The 16,641-nt window shown below is 39.2% G+C and carries 17 protein-coding genes; 7 read left to right on the forward strand and 10 right to left on the reverse strand.

Features of this window, described 5'->3' with window-relative positions; all coding sequences use genetic code 11:
• The 6 genes from aspS to rpsF all read right to left on the reverse strand — a co-directional run bounded on the left by aspS (position 1) and on the right by rpsF (position 4,705).
• Entirely contained in the window at positions 1-1,806 is a 1,806-nt protein-coding gene (aspS, locus tag EHQ24_RS18495) for an aspartate--tRNA ligase (protein WP_135603066.1), read from the reverse strand.
• A 12-nt stretch (positions 1,807-1,818) separates the two neighbouring features.
• On the reverse strand, positions 1,819-3,162 hold the full coding sequence (dnaB, locus tag EHQ24_RS18500; RefSeq protein WP_100743250.1) for a replicative DNA helicase: 1,344 nt from the start codon (positions 3,160-3,162) through the stop codon (positions 1,819-1,821).
• Positions 3,163-3,183: 21 nt separating this feature from the next.
• A complete protein-coding gene (rplI, locus tag EHQ24_RS18505; protein ID WP_135603067.1) occupies positions 3,184-3,630 on the reverse strand; it encodes a 50S ribosomal protein L9 in 447 nt (148 codons plus the stop codon).
• 9 nt (positions 3,631-3,639) lie between these two features.
• Positions 3,640-3,924: a 30S ribosomal protein S18 gene (gene rpsR / locus EHQ24_RS18510; RefSeq protein ID WP_012389070.1), complete on the reverse strand. Its 285-nt coding sequence runs from the start codon at positions 3,922-3,924 to the stop codon at positions 3,640-3,642.
• A gap of 72 nt (positions 3,925-3,996) precedes the next feature.
• Positions 3,997-4,437 carry a single-stranded DNA-binding protein gene (locus tag EHQ24_RS18515; protein ID WP_100743253.1) on the reverse strand — a complete coding sequence of 147 codons (441 nt, stop codon included), beginning with the start codon at positions 4,435-4,437 and terminating at the stop codon, positions 3,997-3,999.
• Positions 4,430-4,705 (reverse strand): 30S ribosomal protein S6, encoded by a 276-nt coding sequence (rpsF, locus tag EHQ24_RS18520; protein ID WP_100743254.1) that lies wholly within the window; start codon positions 4,703-4,705, stop codon positions 4,430-4,432. The genes EHQ24_RS18515 and rpsF overlap by 8 nt, the downstream gene beginning before the upstream one ends.
• Before the next feature lie 92 nt (positions 4,706-4,797).
• Between rpsF and EHQ24_RS18525 the strand changes: the two genes are divergently transcribed.
• Positions 4,798-5,580 carry a hypothetical protein gene (locus EHQ24_RS18525; protein ID WP_135603068.1) on the forward strand — a complete coding sequence of 261 codons (783 nt, stop codon included), beginning with the start codon at positions 4,798-4,800 and terminating at the stop codon, positions 5,578-5,580.
• Here the strand turns inward: EHQ24_RS18525 and EHQ24_RS18530 are convergent.
• From EHQ24_RS18530 to EHQ24_RS18540, 3 genes are read right to left on the reverse strand one after another with little or no spacing between them, the layout of a single operon-like run.
• Positions 5,535-6,683 carry a CapA family protein gene (locus EHQ24_RS18530; protein ID WP_135603069.1) on the reverse strand — a complete coding sequence of 383 codons (1,149 nt, stop codon included), beginning with the start codon at positions 6,681-6,683 and terminating at the stop codon, positions 5,535-5,537. The two genes, EHQ24_RS18525 and EHQ24_RS18530, sit on opposite strands and share 46 nt — an antisense overlap.
• A 21-nt stretch (positions 6,684-6,704) precedes the next feature.
• A complete protein-coding gene (locus tag EHQ24_RS18535) occupies positions 6,705-7,493 on the reverse strand; it encodes a hypothetical protein (protein ID WP_135603070.1) in 789 nt (262 codons plus the stop codon).
• Entirely contained in the window at positions 7,490-9,490 is a 2,001-nt protein-coding gene (locus EHQ24_RS18540; protein WP_135603071.1) for a tetratricopeptide repeat protein, read from the reverse strand. The genes EHQ24_RS18535 and EHQ24_RS18540 overlap by 4 nt, the downstream gene beginning before the upstream one ends.
• Before the next feature lie 38 nt (positions 9,491-9,528).
• Here EHQ24_RS18540 and EHQ24_RS18545 point away from each other — a divergent pair, with 38 nt between their 5' ends.
• The 6 genes from EHQ24_RS18545 to EHQ24_RS18570 all read left to right on the forward strand — a co-directional run bounded on the left by EHQ24_RS18545 (position 9,529) and on the right by EHQ24_RS18570 (position 15,389).
• Positions 9,529-10,785 carry a hypothetical protein gene (locus EHQ24_RS18545; RefSeq protein ID WP_135603072.1) on the forward strand — a complete coding sequence of 419 codons (1,257 nt, stop codon included), beginning with the start codon at positions 9,529-9,531 and terminating at the stop codon, positions 10,783-10,785.
• Positions 10,763-11,893 carry a cysteine desulfurase family protein gene (locus tag EHQ24_RS18550; RefSeq protein ID WP_135603073.1) on the forward strand — a complete coding sequence of 377 codons (1,131 nt, stop codon included), beginning with the start codon at positions 10,763-10,765 and terminating at the stop codon, positions 11,891-11,893. The genes EHQ24_RS18545 and EHQ24_RS18550 overlap by 23 nt, the downstream gene beginning before the upstream one ends.
• Before the next feature lie 9 nt (positions 11,894-11,902).
• Positions 11,903-13,246 carry a CHAT domain-containing protein gene (locus tag EHQ24_RS18555; protein WP_135603074.1) on the forward strand — a complete coding sequence of 448 codons (1,344 nt, stop codon included), beginning with the start codon at positions 11,903-11,905 and terminating at the stop codon, positions 13,244-13,246.
• A gap of 155 nt (positions 13,247-13,401) precedes the next feature.
• A complete protein-coding gene (locus tag EHQ24_RS18560) occupies positions 13,402-14,271 on the forward strand; it encodes a hypothetical protein (RefSeq protein WP_135603134.1) in 870 nt (289 codons plus the stop codon).
• The gene (locus tag EHQ24_RS18565; protein ID WP_135603075.1) at positions 14,268-14,837 is read left to right on the forward strand and encodes an RNA polymerase sigma factor; all 570 of its coding nucleotides are present in this window, start codon (positions 14,268-14,270) and stop codon (positions 14,835-14,837) included. The genes EHQ24_RS18560 and EHQ24_RS18565 overlap by 4 nt, the downstream gene beginning before the upstream one ends.
• Positions 14,838-14,855: 18 nt before the next feature.
• Positions 14,856-15,389, forward strand: a complete 534-nt coding sequence (locus tag EHQ24_RS18570; protein WP_135603076.1) for a hypothetical protein — start codon at positions 14,856-14,858, stop codon at positions 15,387-15,389.
• A 133-nt stretch (positions 15,390-15,522) separates the two neighbouring features.
• On the opposite strand, the gene ychF is transcribed toward EHQ24_RS18570, so the two are convergent.
• On the reverse strand, positions 15,523-16,620 hold the full coding sequence (gene ychF, locus EHQ24_RS18575) for a redox-regulated ATPase YchF (protein ID WP_135603077.1): 1,098 nt from the start codon (positions 16,618-16,620) through the stop codon (positions 15,523-15,525).
• Between the last annotated feature and the right edge of the window lie 21 nt (positions 16,621-16,641).

Below are 16,641 nucleotides of genomic sequence, written 5' to 3' on the forward strand. Positions count from 1 at the left end.
TTAGATAGTGACTACCCTGAGTTTTAATTCTTCTAGTTGTTTCGCTTCAACAGGACCTGGTGCTTCACTCATCATACAGGTTCCTTTCTGAGTTTTTGGGAAAGCAATGACATCACGAATGGAAGTTCCCCCAGTGAGTAACATCATAATCCGATCCACTCCAAAGGCAATCCCCCCATGTGGTGGAGCACCGAAGGAAAGAGCATCGAGTAAAAATCCGAATTTGGATTTAGCATCTTCTTCTCCAATTCCAATCGCTTCCAAAACTAGGCTTTGGATTTCTGGGTTGTGAATCCTGATCGATCCACCGCCAATTTCTGTGCCATTCAGAACTAGATCATAAGCTTTAGCACCTATCGAAGAAAGGTCAACCGATTTCCCTGCTTTCCAATCTCTTAGTTTGTCAAAGTCTTCTTCTTTGGGAGAAGTGAAAGGATGGTGGAGGAAGGTCCAAGTTTTTGTGGTTTCATCCAGTTCAAACATAGGGAAGTCCACAACCCAATGGAAACTATATGGAACCTTAGGTGGATCATATTTTTCGGATAATTTCAATCGTAAGGCACCAAGAGAAGCGTTCACAATTTTAGAGGAGTCTGCCCCAAAAAAAACCATATCCCCTTCTTTGGATCCCACTGCCTTCGCAATGGCGGCAAGTGCTTCCGGAGTGAATCGTTTGGTGATTGTAGATTCAAGTCCGTTTGCTCCATGTTTCATATAAGCAAGGCCTTTGGCACGGAAGTCGCGAGATAACCAAGAAGTTAAGTCTTCGATTTCTTTACGAGAAATCACAGACCCACCCGGAACACAAATCGCCTTCACTACCCCACCACCAGAAACAGCAGCACTAAACACTTGGAAGTCCGCGTCTTTCACAATTTCCGATACATTCACAAGTTTCATTCCAAAACGAATGTCTGGTTTGTCAGAACCATACTCTTCCATCGCCACATGATATGGCATGGTTGCAAAAGGAGCACTGACTTCTAAATTAAAAACTTTTTTTAAAGCGAATGCCCACATAGCTTCAATTTCACGACGAATGTCTTCTTCTGTTACAAAAGAAAACTCCATGTCGAGTTGGGTGAATTCTGGTTGGCGGTCTGCACGTAAGTCTTCATCTCGAAAACATTTTACGATTTGGAAATATCTTTCCATTCCCCCAATCATAAGGATTTGTTTGAAAAGTTGGGGAGACTGCGGGAGAGCATAAAACTCACCGGCATTCAAACGCGAAGGAACAAGGAAATCACGTGCTCCTTCTGGTGTGGATTTATTCAAAATAGGAGTTTCAATTTCTAAAAAAGATTTACTATCTAAGTATTCTCGGAGAGCAAACGTTAGTTTGTGACGTAACACCAAACGATCCCGAAGTTCTTCTCTTCGCATATCAAGATAACGATACTTCAACCGAATTTCTTCGCCGGATGGATCAAACTCATCTAAAGTAAAAGGAGGAGTTTTGGATGTATTTAAAATTTCGACTGATTCGGCAATTAACTCATATTTACCGGTTTCCATCTTGGGGTTTACAGATTCCGCATCACGAAGGGAAAGTTTTCCTTTAACAGCAATCACAAACTCGGAACGAATTTTTTCTACTTTGGAGAAGTCATCACCCAAAATTTCTTTACGAGCCACAATTTGTAAAATTCCCGAACGATCACGAAGATCGATAAAAATCACACCACCTTGGTCGCGGTAACGAAAGGCCCAACCGGAAAGGAATAAAGTTTTACCAACAGAGGCATCTGAGACACTCGTTGCGCTAATTCTATTTTTGTATTCTGATGTTACCCACTGATTCAATTGAAAACCTCTTTATAATGGTACGTTGTCGAAACGGCTAATCTTCGGATTGAACATCAATGGAAAATCGGCCGTAGCACCCGCTCTGTTTTTGGCGATAATGATCTCTGCCATTCCCCTTTTGTTTGGGTCAAGCTCCTCGGGAGGTTTCACCATTTCTTCCCGATAAATAAAACATACAATGTCCGCATCCTGCTCAATGGCACCTGACTCCCGTAAGTCGGAAAGTTGTGGCCTTTGGTCTTTGGACCGGTTTTCGATGGACCGGTTCATCTGCGACAATGCGATGATGGGACAACCCACTTCCCTTGCCATTTGTTTGAGACCCCTGGAAATATTGGCAACCTCTTGTTGCCTTCCTCCCATAGCGGCTTTCGGATCACTCATGAGCTGTAAATAATCCACAATTACAAGACCCACTTCTTCTGTCGTACGAAGTTGGCGGAGTCTTGCCGAAAACTCTTGGATGGTTAAATACCCAGAATCATCAATATACAAACTAGCAGAAGTAATGTTCCCAATACTATCTTTCAGTTGTGTCATCTGTGCCGAAGTCAAAGTTCCTGCTTTTAATGCATAGGAATCAATCCTTGCATCCGCACTGATGAGTTTAAGGAGTAATTCGATCCGGCTCATCTCGAGAGAGAAAATAACAACCGTTTTACGTTCTTTCAAAGCGGCATTGGCTGCGATATTCAAAGCAAAAGTTGTTTTTCCGTTTCCAGGACGTGCGGCAAGGATCATGAGTTCGTGAGATTTTAAACCTGTGGTTGCCATATCAAGACCAGTAAAATGGGTTTTTAATCCATTGATCCCACCGGTTCCATTTTGGCTGGCAGCGACTACATTTTTAATGTAATCAATCAGGGCGTTGGCATCGTCTTTTACTTTTCGTAAACCTTTGGATCTCTCCTGGCGAGAGATGTCCATTAGCGACTGTTCTACGAGACTAAATATAGAATCGTTTTCTCCAGGTTCCACTTTGACTTTGTCAATGGCTTGGTTTAATGCTTCGACATACTTACGTCTGTCGGAAACACGTTTCACACGCCGCACATAGTATTCTAGTGGTTGGAAAGGAACAGTATCTTTGTAAAGAGAAGTGATGTATTCCAAGTCGCGGGACTCATCTTTGAAAAGACGTTTTTCCCGCATTTGGTTTGTGACCGTAACAAGGTCGATATTGATCCCTTCATTGATGAGATCTGTGACGGCTTCAAAGACTCGCCTGTGGCTGTCCATATAGAAGTCGTCCGGGCTTAGACCTAAGTCTTCCTGCCCGGCTACCCCTCTCATGAGTAGGTAACCGATTAAGTTCTTCTCAGACTCTATCTCCTGAAGGGGGTTAGAATTCATCGAAAAAGCTTTAGTGTAAGACTATGCTTGGCCGACGACTTTAACTACGATTACTGGAACAACACCTTCAGCCAAACGAACTTTGATTTTAAATTCACCAACTGATTTAATTGGTTCACCTAGATCTAACTTACGTTTGTCGAGTTCTACTCCAGTGTTTTTGATTGCAAGTGCAATGTCATTCGCTGTAACAGAACCAAAAAGTTTGTCGTTTTCGCCCACTTTCACTTTTACTTCGTATGTTTTACCATCAATCGAAGTAGAAAGTTCTTTCATCACTTTCACGCGTTTTTCGCGTTTAAGTTCAGCAAGTCTCTTTTGGTGAATCGCAGCTTTAGTGTTTCCATCATTTGCACGGACAGCAAATCTTCTAGGGATGAGGAAGTTACGTGCATAACCATCTGCAACTTCTTTTACATCACCAGCATCACCAAGATTCAATACGTCTTTTTGTAATACAACTTTCATCCGTTACTCCTACAGAACTTTAAACGGTAGTAAACCGATAGATCTGGATTTTCTGATTTCACGAGCAAGGGCTCTTTGGTGTTTGCCACAAGTTCCAGTGATTCTTCTTGGAATGATTTTACCACGGTTGGTAACAAATCTTTCTAAGATGTCTACTCGTTTGTAATCAAGACCTGCAAGTAAGGCTTTGTCAGCACAGAACTTACATACTTTCTTTTTATATTTTGCGTTTTTACGACCGAATTTGCCTTCTCCGTCTTTACCACGGAAACCGCCTTTTTCGTCGTCTTCCATCCCGTCCATACTCTCGCGGGAATCTGTTCTTGTATCATCAATATTTGTCGTTTCGCTCATTGTCATAACCTATCAAAAAGGAATGTCGTCATCACCGGCTGGATAATCATCATAACCACTACTTACGCCGGAATCATAAGAATTGGAACTGTCAGAACGGTCACCACCTGATCCACCACCCTGTCCTTGGCCGCCCAGTAATTGTGCGGATTCAACATAAACACGGATTTTAGAGGCTTTTTTGCCTTCAGGAGTTTCCCAGGACTGTTGTTGCAGTCGACCTTCAATCGCTACTTGTTTTCCTTTGCCAGCATATTGTTTTAAAATGTCAGCAAGTCGGCCCCATGCAACACAGTCAAAATAATGAGTTTCCTCTTTTTTTTCACCGTTAGTCACATAAACTCTGTTATTCGCAATTGAAAAATTGACAACAGAACTTCCGTTCACCGATTTAAATTCCGGATCACGGGTCATTCGACCGATTATAAGTATTTTGTTAAGATCGTTAGCCATTGGCCCTAATTACGAGGGTTTTTAAGATGTTTGCATTGAGTTTAAACTCATGTTCAATCTTTGCAACTTCAGCAGGAGCGCCGGAACACTTGATGAGTGTGAAGTGACCTTGTTCGTCTTGTCCAACCGGATGCCAGAGTCTTTTAGAACCCCAATCCTCTTCGCCTTGGATCGTGAAGTTGTATTTGGAGAGTAAGTCTTTTACTGCAGACTTCGTCTCTTCTACATTCCCTTCACGAAGAATATTCGTGATTTCGTAGTTTCTCATATTTCTCCTATGGGTATACCTACATAGAAACACTTGTAGGTAGAAGAATTTGTTAGTTTCCACTAGGGTTTTGCCAATGGGGCCTTGGGTCAATGGAATTTCTTCTTGGAGTTCCCAAACCCTTCCATTTCCATGTAATTTCTAACATTTTTATGGGTGAAAAATCAAATTTTCCAGAGGTTTGGGGCCTAGGTCTTGGCCTATTTTTAGCACTTTATGCTGGGTTTTTAAACCACATCACCCCGAAAGAACCTGCCCTCGACAACCACTCTGGATTTGAATCCACCCTCCTCGGTCTAGAAATGGCAGAAACTCCCAAACAAGTCCAAGACCTAATTGGAATTCCCGACACCATCGATTTTTTTAACTTATCAGCAGAATACAGAAAGGTTCATTATTTTGACTTTGGATTTATCTTCTGTTATTTGGCATTTTTAACGTATACCGGGCATTATGCGGGAAGAAAGGTAAGACCCATTTTTTTAAAGATCTTTATGGGAATGGTTTTGCTTCTTGTGATTGCCGGTTTTGCCGATTTAATTGAAAACATTTTAATCCTAAATGTTTTGGATGCAAAAACCGCAGAAGAGATGACTCCCTCCCTAGAATACTTAAAACCCACCTCCCAACTCAAATGGTTTTGTTTGTTTGGGTATGTGGCCATCGTTTCCGTTTACTTTTGGTTATATGAAAAAAGTTGGATTTTAAGAACGGCATCCATTCTGTTTTTTACAGGATTTTTTTTGCAGCTCTTTTCGATTTACAAAACCAATTTACTCGAACTGAGTTTTCCCTTTTTTGCTGTGGGACTTACTTGCAGTTGGTTCCATTACGGTTTTAGTTTGGCTTTTAGTTCCTTATCAAAAAAAACATAACCCCTTCCCCCGGAAATCACAAGATCGGTTCCCAGTTGTTTACAAAGGATCGCATATTCTTTTAAAAAACCTTCAGCCTCTTTTGGTCCCAATGGGAAAAAATAATGATCTCCCGGTAGTGTTTGGTGTTTTCCAAAAACAGGAACCACTTCCACAAACAAAAGTTTGTCGGCATCAAAATGCAAAACAACTGAGATATTGTGTTTTAAGTATTGGTTTTTAGATCCAAATAAAAAGTTACCAAGGGAATAAATGACAACACCCTTGGGAAATACTTCTATCCCTTGCGGGATGTGGGGATGGTGTCCAATGATGACTTGATAACCAGCATTCACCAAATATTTGGCAGCATTTCTTTCTGTATCCATCGGTAAGGGACTATATTCCACTCCCCAATGCACTGACAAAAGATTCACTTGGTTTGGTTTTGTTTTTTTGATGAGTCTCTCAGCCGTTCCCACTCGGAAGTATGCGGCCCCAGGAGATTTGTTTCCAGAAAAAAGCCTAGTTTCTCCTGTATCCGAAAAAGAAAAAATTCTGTACTCAGTATTTTGTTTGGAAACAGTAATGGGAACTAAAGCCTCATCCGTATTTTTACCGGCCCCGGTATGTGGTATTCCAAACTCATCCAAAAGTTCCAAAGTTTCCAATAACCCACTTTCTCCAAAATCCATGGTATGGTTATTTCCAAGAAATACCCCATCGATCCCAAACATACGAAGTACAAGTAGATCCCTTCTTTCTCCAAAAAAAACATAGGACTTCCTTTGGTCGGCGGCTGGTGTTTTGTGGAGGATGGGGGTTTCTAAATTGAGAAACCGAAAATCAAAATTCTTTAGATAACTAAAAAAACTACGAAAGGGAAAGTATGGATCCTCTGTTTTCATCGAATCCCGAACACCCCAATTGAACATCACATCCCCACCAAACCAAAGTTTAGTGGATTTTGGATATTGGATGGTTTCACCCGTTTCCGTGCGGAAATGGTAAAGATCCTTAATGGGTAATTCGAGTTTTGGTTCTTCTGACTCAGGAATGTCCGCAGAAAACAAACATAACGGAAAAACGATAATAAGTGTTAGTCTGAAACAAAATCGAATCATTTAAGAATAAAATTTTACCATCTAAAACCGAAAGGTATTTGCTGGCGGTTCCGTCATTTGGGATTTTTTTAACTTAATTTGAATGAGGACATTTTCCTTTTCTGTATCCAAACTAATGACCTTGGTTAAAATTTCTTTTGGCGGATGAATTTGTTCTGGTTTGGTTTTCACAAGAGCAATTGCCTTTAACCCACGTTTGGTACTAGAAAGTTCCAACCGGTCTAAATTCCCTTCTTTAAAAAAATATTCATATTCCCCATCTGGTTTGGTCAGGGCAATCCGAGAATCTGATGTATTGAATTTTGCTTTGGGATTTTGAATTTCATTCACATAAGTTCCTGTAAGGTATTCGTAAATTACAGGGAAAGGAATTGCAAATTTTTTCTTTGTATTTGGATCCTCTATGAGTATGTCTCCCATAGGCAAAGTTTGGATTTCTTTTGAACTGGTTGGTTTGATTTGGATTTGGTTTGGATCGGCAATGAGTTCTGTAAACACGAGTCCAAAAAATGTATCCATCAATTGGATTTTAATCTGTTTGGATTCTTTGGAAAAGTATATCTTTCCATCCAAAGAAACATTGTCTTTTTTAGGGACAAAGGTTTGGATTTGCATAGAAAACTCTGACCTAAAACTCTGAAAATCAGTTTGTTTTCCTAAAATTTCTTTCAAAAGAGATTTGGATTCTCCCTCTTTTGCAGAAATGTATTTTCCTTTGTCACGACCAATAAAATTAGGATCTTCTACTTCTTGTGAAATACAAGAAAGGAAAAATGATAAAGTAAATAGGAGACTTACGATTTCTTTCATTCAGAAATTTCCTTTTGCAGTTTTTTGATTTTTGCTAAGAGGTCTTTACTTTGTTCTGCTTTTAATTTTGATTCAGAAAGTTTAAAGAACTGTAATGCATTTACGGGATCTTTTTTTGCCAAATACACATCACCTAAATGTTCATAGATCACCGGATCTTCAAACCCTCTCTCCAGTGCCAAAGAGGCCGCAAAGTTTAAATGGAGAAGAGCGCGATTAAAATCTTTTTTTCTATACAACACCCAACCCAAACTATCTTGGTAAGCAGGATTGTCTGGTTCAATGGAAATTGCTTGGTTTAAAAGTTTTGATGCTTCTTCTGGATTGATATCCTTTTCTGCATACAAATAACCCAAATAATTCATTGCATTCGAAGCATTGGGATTCAAAGAGATTGTGGTTTTTAAATCTGATTCTGTATCACTGAATTGTTTTAATTTATCATAAGCCGTGGCACGATAAAAATAATAATTAAAATTTTTCGGATCCATTTTAATGGCTTCTGTAAAATCATTCACACTTTCTTTGTATTTAGAAAGTTGGAAATAGGCAAGGCCTCTCAAATAATAATGAGTTGGATTTGGATTTTCTTTTATGGTTTCAGATAAAATGGAAACAGATTCTGATTCTTTTTTTAAATTTCCTTGAAGATACAAATAAGCCAAACGAAATCGCAATCGAAAACTTTTCTCCGTTTCCTTTGTTAGTCGCAAGGACTCTTTTGTGGACTTTATGGAATGGTTCCAGAGGCCTAACATCTCTTGGCAGGAAGAAATCTTTTCATAATACAAAGATTTTTCTTCCCCAACATTTTCTTTAGATTCTAGTTTAGAAAGTCCCGACTTAAGAATTTTTTCTGCTGTTAGGTATTGTCTGTATTCATAAGCATACTGGGCTGTTTCTGCATTTAGAATTTCATAATCGGCGAGTTTTTCTTTTTCTGCGAGTTCCAAAAGAGCAATCCGAGGAGAAAGTCTTCCTGGGTTTTCTTGGATATAAGATCTTAGTTTGGTTTCCAGTCCTGTTTTTGATCCTGAAATCAGTTTATCTAATAAAAAAACAATTCCCTCTTTCGGAATTTTTTTCTCTTTTTTTAGAGTGGCAAAGTAAACGGGGGCCATGTCCCGAGAATCCATAAAATAAATTTCAGCAAGCATATGCGAAGCATCAATGTCTCTTGGATTTTTTTCACGAATTTGTTCTAGATACATCCGGCAATGTTTAAAATCACCTAACACAAAATAAATTTGAGCTAGTCGAAACAATACTTCCATATCGTTTTTATAACCGACAGTGTATTCCTGATATCGTTTGATTGCGATTTTTGGATGGTCTAATTTATAATTGAGTTCACCCAGTGCTTTGGCAGTAAGATACTTGTACTTGGAATGAGTGTCCCTTCTTTCGATCACAAAAGAAAGAGCAGTATAATACAAAATGGACTGGTTCCAAAGTTTCCGTTCAAAGTTGATATTACCAAGTAAGTATAAAAAGTCTGGATCGTTTGGAAATTGATGTAGGGAGTTTTCTAATACTTCTGATGCTTTGGCAAGCTCACCCTGGCGAATTCGAATCCTGGTTTGCAAAAGGACTTGGTCTTTGGAAACATCCTGTGATTTGTTTACCGCAATTTCTGACCATTCCCAAGCTTTCTCCAAACTTCCAAGTTCCAAATAATTTAAGGCCAAGGTTTCTGCACTGAGAGCACTGGGTTCTTTTCCCACTTCTTTCAAACAGAGATGGTAAGAATCCAGGAAGGAAACCGAACGTTCAAAGGAAAGTTTGGATTCTTCTGGTTTCCGACGTTGGCTCGCCTGAAATCCATCCACTTGTTCGCGTAAGCCGCGTGAAAGAAGGAACTCTGCCGGCACGCCCGGTTCTAATGCGGAACATTCTTTGGATCTTGACCCAGACTCAGTGGCAAACAGAGAAAGTGAAAGAAAACAAAAGAAAACAAAGACGAAGGGGCGGTTTAAAGTTTTAATTGCTTGAAACATCAGTAGATTCCGGCAAAGATCGGGAACAGGGACAATCCTTGAACCAAATCTTCCGAGAAAATTTAAAATACATCCTGGCTGTTCTCATCGTGTGGGCAATCACTTTCCCATGGATTCTGAGAAACAAGGACAATCTCCTAGCCAAATTCACCCTCGCCTACAATTCGTTTTTTGGTTATCCCAATCCTCGGATTGCACACCAACTCATCGCCAAAGGAGATGCGGTTCTCGAAGGTAGAAAGGAAGGGGGAACTGATGTCCTCCAAACCATAGGCCAATTCTTTAGTTCCGAGGATGGTGGTAAGGGCACCATCTTGCCGTTAGACTTAAACCTAATGGAAAAAGCATGTTTGTACTTTCGCAGTAAAGAACATGTTGAGGATCATTTTTTAGAACTCACTTGGAGAGAAAAAGCAAGTGAATGGGGATCTCCCCTCTTTCAAAAAATGGCTCCCCAAGGAGAACTCACCCTCGGCCCAAGTCCGAAAATTTATTGGAATTCTCATATCGACGCCGTTCTCACTGCACTTGACTACTACAAACGCGCGTTACGTTTCTCAGGGCCAGAACTGATTGCTCCTAAAAAAATTGAATCGGTGGCCTGGGCGAGTTGTAGGCCGAGTGAGATCCTTCTTGGTTATAAAACCCATATGTTGGAAACAGAAAACTTTGTCCTAAAAAAACTCACCGATTTAGAAAAAGTTCCGAGTGGACTCAGTGCGGTTCAAAAACGAAGTGTGGTTCTTTCTTCCATCAAACGAAGTGATTTTCCCGAAGTATCTGCAAATGACTACTTAGAATCACTACTCAGACAAATCCTACTTACCGGAATGAAAAACTTTTCACCGAGAGAAATGGATGATATTTATGAACGGATCCTTTATTTTGTCGGGGCCGATGAAAGAGAATACTTAAAATTCAAATTCCGCAGGGCCGAGTTATTTTTCCAACTAGGATCAGAAGAAGGAATTTATTACAAACGTGCGGCATCTGAATTTAAGGAAGCGGCAAACATCCAACTCGCCTCTGAAATTGAAGACATCAATGTACCGGCACTTCTTGTTCATGAATTTGAATCGAAAATGAGAGAAGCAGAATCCTATCACAAACTCAAAGAAAACTCAAAAAGTTTAGTGATTTTAGATGCCTTAAAACCAAAACTACGTAATGTCGATGAACGCAGTGTAGGTGGTAAAAAAGACGATATTTTGAAATCGTATCGCAAACTAACAAGATCCGTCCTTCGCAAACTGGGCCGGTATGAAGAAGCCGATGAAATCCCCTTTAACGAATGATATAAAATATTTTGATTACAATGCCACTCACCCACCTTTTGCAGAAATTTTGGAATCCTGTTTGGCAACTTATCTTTCTGGATTCTATAATCCATCGGGTATCACTCGTTATTCCTTAAAAAACCAAGGAAAAATAGAACAATCTCGAAAGTATTTTGCATCCATCACAAATGGGGAAGAAAAACAATTTGTTTTTTCGGCAACGGGAACAGAAGCAAACTACTTACTCATCCAAAGTTTAAGAATCCTTTACCCAAATTTAGATTCTGTGATTGTTTCGCCTTTTGAACATTCCAGTTTGTATGCGGCTTTAGAATCTTTTGGATTTTCACAAGACGTCCTCTCCACTGACAAAACGGGGATCATCCATTTACAAAACTTACAGGAAAAATTAAAATTAAATCCAAGACCTGTGATTTGCCTGTATGCAGGAAATGAAACAGGAGTGATCCAACCCGCTGAAGAAATTAAGAAACTCACAAAAGAATTTGGGCAATTGTTTTACAGTGATCTGATGCAAGGATTTGGAAAAATCGATGTACCATTTGGTTTGTTTGATGGTTATACTTTTTCTGGACATAAAATTGGAGCGGGAATGGGCGCCGCTGTCACTTACCTACCAAAAGTCCATCCCGACTTTCGAGTGTTTGGTGGTGGGAACCAAGAAAACGACCACAGAGCGGGAACAGAAAATACATTTGCGATTGAATCCATGCGCAAAGTTTCTGAATTCCAAAAAGAAAACTTAGAAGAAAAAAACAAACGTCTCTTAACTTACAGATCTCAAATCGAAAACGAATTGGAAAACTTAGGTTGCACCATCATTGCGAAAGATTCCAAAAGACTTCCGAATACAACGTTTCTGATTTTACCCATAGAGGAAGTGGACTTCTTTTTATTAGGAATGGAAGAAAAAGGAATATTGGTATCCACAGGTAGTTCTTGCAAATCAAGAGCTAGAGAAGCATCCAAATCTCTCCTTCATATGGGTTATACAAAAGAAGAAGCTTTACGTTCCATCAGAATCTCTACGGGATATTTCACAACCGAGGAAGATATAAACTCACTTCTCCTGGCCTCAAGGGAACTCATCCAAAAGTTTCAGTAAATCTGTTTTATGAAATTACGAATCATTGCTAAATATTCCAGAGATGAATTTACAGATGGGGAATGCATTTGGGAAGAAAAACAAGATGATTTGGGAACTGTGGAACGAACCACGAAGTTTTCTGGAAAAGTTTTAAATGAATTCCAAAAAGACTGGGCACAGTTTGTAGAAAGGGTACTGGCACAAAATCCTTCCAAAGAAGAATTCCTAGAAAAACTGGGGAAAAAAGCAGATAATTTAGAACAAATTGTATTTGGAAGGACACTCCCTTTTTGGCGAAATCCAAAACTGACTGGTTCCATCCAACTTCTCATTGATCCAGAATTTTCTCCTATCCCTTGGGAAATTCTACGTACACAAAAAGGATTTTTATTCCAAGATGAAAATTATAGGCGTGGGATACGAATTGATACCATCCAAAAAGAAAATACAAACAAAAACAATTCCATTTTACTCGTCTGTAATCCTGTAAAATCAAATCTGATTGCAACAGTCAATGAAGAATGTTCCAAACTATTCCCCATTTTAGAAACAAAATTAAACCTTCGAATTCTGAAAGACGCTCACTTAACAAGAGTCAGTTTACTTGAAGAAATAGGTTCTGTAAGGTATTTACATTATGCGGGCCACACGGAAAAAAAAGGAATCCCAATAGGTGCCAATGATTTTCTTTATACCAAAGAAATAGCCGGACATTCATTTTCTAATTTAGAATTGGTGTTTTTTAATAGTTGTCATTCTTCTTTTGATTCCATCGAACAAACAGGACTTACCACTAGTTTTTTAAATGCCGGAGCAAAAGAAGTCATAGGTTTTTTATTTCCCGTAGAAACAAATTTAGCTAAGTCCATTGGAATCAAATTTTGGGAATTATATATAAAGTCAAAAAACTCCCATCGCGCCTTGGGAAAAATTCGAAAAAGTTTATATGACGGTTCTTCCAAGGAAATCATAACAGCAATTAGTTTAGTCCACTTTTCAACGGAAGAACAAAAACGGAATACCAAAAGGCCAATTACCATAACAATTGTTTTGTTCGTTTTATTTTTTTGTATTGTCTTATTACGAGAGAAGAAAGAACCTATCAGGGTAGAGAATTTTGAGGTTTCCGAACCAAAATCGTTTCCAACAAAAAAACGGAAAGAGGTATCAGTTTTACCGAAGGATCCTCTCCTGGAAAGAATCTCTCAATTAAAAAATTCTGAATTTCGCAAAATGGCTCTGCAGTTTTTAAAAACCAAACACGAATTCCTAGATGATAATCAGAAAAAAGAACTATTAGAGTTCATTTTGTCTCAAAAAAGTTCCGAAGAAAAAATGTATTATGAATTCAAAACAAGGAGTGGCTTTTGAAACCACTCAAAAAAGTTGTTAGTTTACTTACCTGCATTTCTTTTCCACTTTTGGCTCAGTGGTTTCCTCAGTCAAAATCCTTTGACGAAGTTTGGAATTCTTACGATGCCCACCAAAATCTAATCAGCCAGGCTTATGGAATCCAAACTCGAGACATGATCCGAATGGAAACTCCAGAAGAAGAACAAGATTTTTTATACTACCAAAAAAATTGCAATCATGTAGAAATCAAAGATCTAACCGAAATTTTACGTTATATTTCGTTTTATGATGCAATCCTCACAGTAAAACAATGCACCGAATCAAACAAAGAGGAATTCGTGCAGATCGAAAAACAAACTAAGAAAAAAATCTTTGATCTCATTGTTTTACCCAAATTAGAAATCCTAGAAACAGAAATCTCAAACGAAGAACTCATTCCCATCATCACAGATTTGCGAAAAGAATGGGAAAAAACCATTTATATCTTTTCTAATTTGTATAAACCCAATGAAGTTTTATTTTTAGGAAAAGAAAGAGAGTATACACTTGCGATCAATCGAGTTTTGTATTCTGAAATGCCTGAATCCAGAAGGAAAACCTTAATTTTAAGGCTCCTTCAAGATATGAAAAATCATAACAAAAACACCTATCAATTGTTTTATTATTCGAAACAAAATCCTTGGTCTTCCGCAAATTTAAATGAAGAAAATTTAGAATCGAAAAAATATTTTATAAGTTTCCTTGAAGAATGGAAAATGGATCCAGAGTTTGATCCGGAAAAACTAACCTCACTAAAAGAATTCCAATCTTGTTTGGAAGAAATACCAAACACAAATCAGAAAATCAGAATATTGGGATTTTTTGGTTTTTTTAGTGACTACGGAAGGTTTACAACTAAAGACCAAACAAATTTTTCAAAATCCAACCAAACACGCGTCAGGTACATTCGACAAACATTATTCCGCTCCCACCATTTTCACCAAAGACTAGAAAATGTACTGACATCCTGTAAAAATTCCATCCAATCGATCAAAGAACTATGAGTGATGAGATTCGTAATTTAATCGATAGTTGCCTTCTCGGAAAAGGAGCGGCCTGGCAAGAGCTCATCAGAAGGTTCCATAGACTCATCATTGGTACTTGTGCCCACTATGTTCCTAGAGAAGAAATTACGGACACATCCCAACAAGTGTATCTCAAACTTACGGAAAATGATTACCATCTTCTCAGAAAGTTCAAAGGAGATAGTTTACCTGCATTTATTGTTTATTTAAGTGAAATTTCTAAAAATATAAGTATGTCTCAGACAAGATCCATTCGTCGGTATGAATATCGAGAGGGAATTTCTTTGGATTTGAGCATTGATATTTTGGATGAAAGGTTAACCCAAGAAGATGTATATTTTGCTTGGGAAGAAAAAAAGGAGTTCTACGACCTAATCGAAAATTTAGATGATACTCACAAAGAAATCCTCATCCTACGCCTCAAAGGATACAAATTCAAGGAAATTGCAGAAATCCTCGATGTTCCCCTAGGAACAGTCCTCGCTCGGGCCAATCGAGCCAAAGAAAAGATAAAAAAAATCCTTACAAAGGAAATAAAGCCTTAGCGGGGGGAAATAAATACTATGGAACCAAAAGATCCGAATGAATTTATGAACCGACTCAAACTCAAAGAAGCCCTATACCTCATGTCTCAAGGGGAAGATGCGGACTCACCTACGGTGGATCGGATCTTAAAAACCGTTCTCCCTTCGGGCACAAATACCATACAGGTTTACTTACAATTCATCAAAGACGGATTAAAACTCCTCACAAGCGATTTGGCCCAGTCCAGTTTGGTCTCTCCAGAACTGGTTCTACGCGGCGTGGGGAATTCTGGTGGCGCATTTCGTGTCCACAGACAGGTGGGAGGCAGGGATTTTGACTTTGTTTTCCAACCCAACGCCGAAAAAAACCAAGTTTTCCTTTCCGTGGAGGCATCCAACTGTGATCGGCTATCCGCAAAGCTCTTCTTGGACGGAGCTCCGGTAGAAACCCTTCAAAAACTGGGGAAACAATCCATGTTCGACTCACCGATCACCCTGGATTCCAGTCCGGAACTAGCCATTTTTGAATCTGGCAGAGAAATCGGCCGTTATCATTTTATGTTACAATCGTAATTTTTTAAAGCCGGATGCAATAAAGTTGCCCCCGGTAGGCATTAATCAAATGAGAAACGTTCCTACTTTTAGGAACATACTTTCTTTTCCAAACTAGTTCACTCCAAAATCCCGACGAAAGTCGGGATTTTTTTTATGCATTCACTCGGAAGTAAATCACGTCCCCATCTTGGACAATGTATTCTTTTCCTTCGACACGAAGTTTTCCCTCGTCCTTGACTTTGGCTCCGTCGCCCGTGCGGTCGATGTCTTCGTAACGCATGACCTCTGCCCGGATATAACCCTTTTCAAAATCAGAATGGATGACACTGGCGGCCACAGGCCCCGTGCTCCCCTGGTGTGTTGTCCAGGCCCGAACCTCTTCCACACCAGCAGTAAAAAAAGTAATAAGACCAAGAAGTTTGTAGGAAGCACGAATCATTCGAGATAGGCCAGATTCTTTTTCACCGATTTCTTCTAAAAAGGCAAGTTGGTCCTCTTTTTCCAATCCAGAAATTTCTTCTTCAAATCGACCACATAACACGACAACAGGTGCATTTTCTTTCGAAGCAAAATCGATAATGGTTTTGACAAGAGGATTTTCGCTAGTTTTCACATCAGAATCTAAAATATTAGCAACATATAACACTGGCTTGATGGTAATCAGGTTGAATTTTTTAGCAATTTTACTTTCTTCATCACCCAGTTCTACAGTGGAGGCGCGATTACCTTTTTTTAATGCGTCGAGGATTTTATCCATCACAGATAAAATTTCCCCTGCTTCTTTGTTTCCGGTTTTGGCAGTTTTTGCAACACGTTGTTGTTGTTTTTCTAAACTATCCAAATCAGCTAAAATTAATTCGTAATTGATTACAGTGATGTCTTCGATGGGGTCAACTTTCCCATGAACATGCGTTATGTTTTCATCTTGAAAAGCGCGAACCACATGACAGATAGCATCCACTTCACGGATATGAGATAAAAATTGGTTTCCAAGTCCTTCCCCTTGGCTTGCCCCTTTCACAAGGCCGGCGATGTCCACAAACTCAATCATAGTGGGAACTGTACGTTTTGGTTTGTACACTTCTGCCAAACGGTTCAGTCTTTCATCCGGTACTTCCACAACTCCCGTATTGGGTTCAATTGTACAAAACGGATAGTTGGCAGCCTGTGCTCCTGCCTTAGTGAGTGCATTAAAAATAGTCGACTTACCGACGTTCGGGAGACCTACAATTCCACAATTCAAAGCCATAGGGATAGGTTTTTACCGAGA

Origin of the sequence: Leptospira noumeaensis (assembly GCF_004770765.1) — a bacterium.
Taxonomy (GTDB): Bacteria; Spirochaetota; Leptospiria; order Leptospirales; family Leptospiraceae; genus Leptospira_A; species Leptospira_A noumeaensis.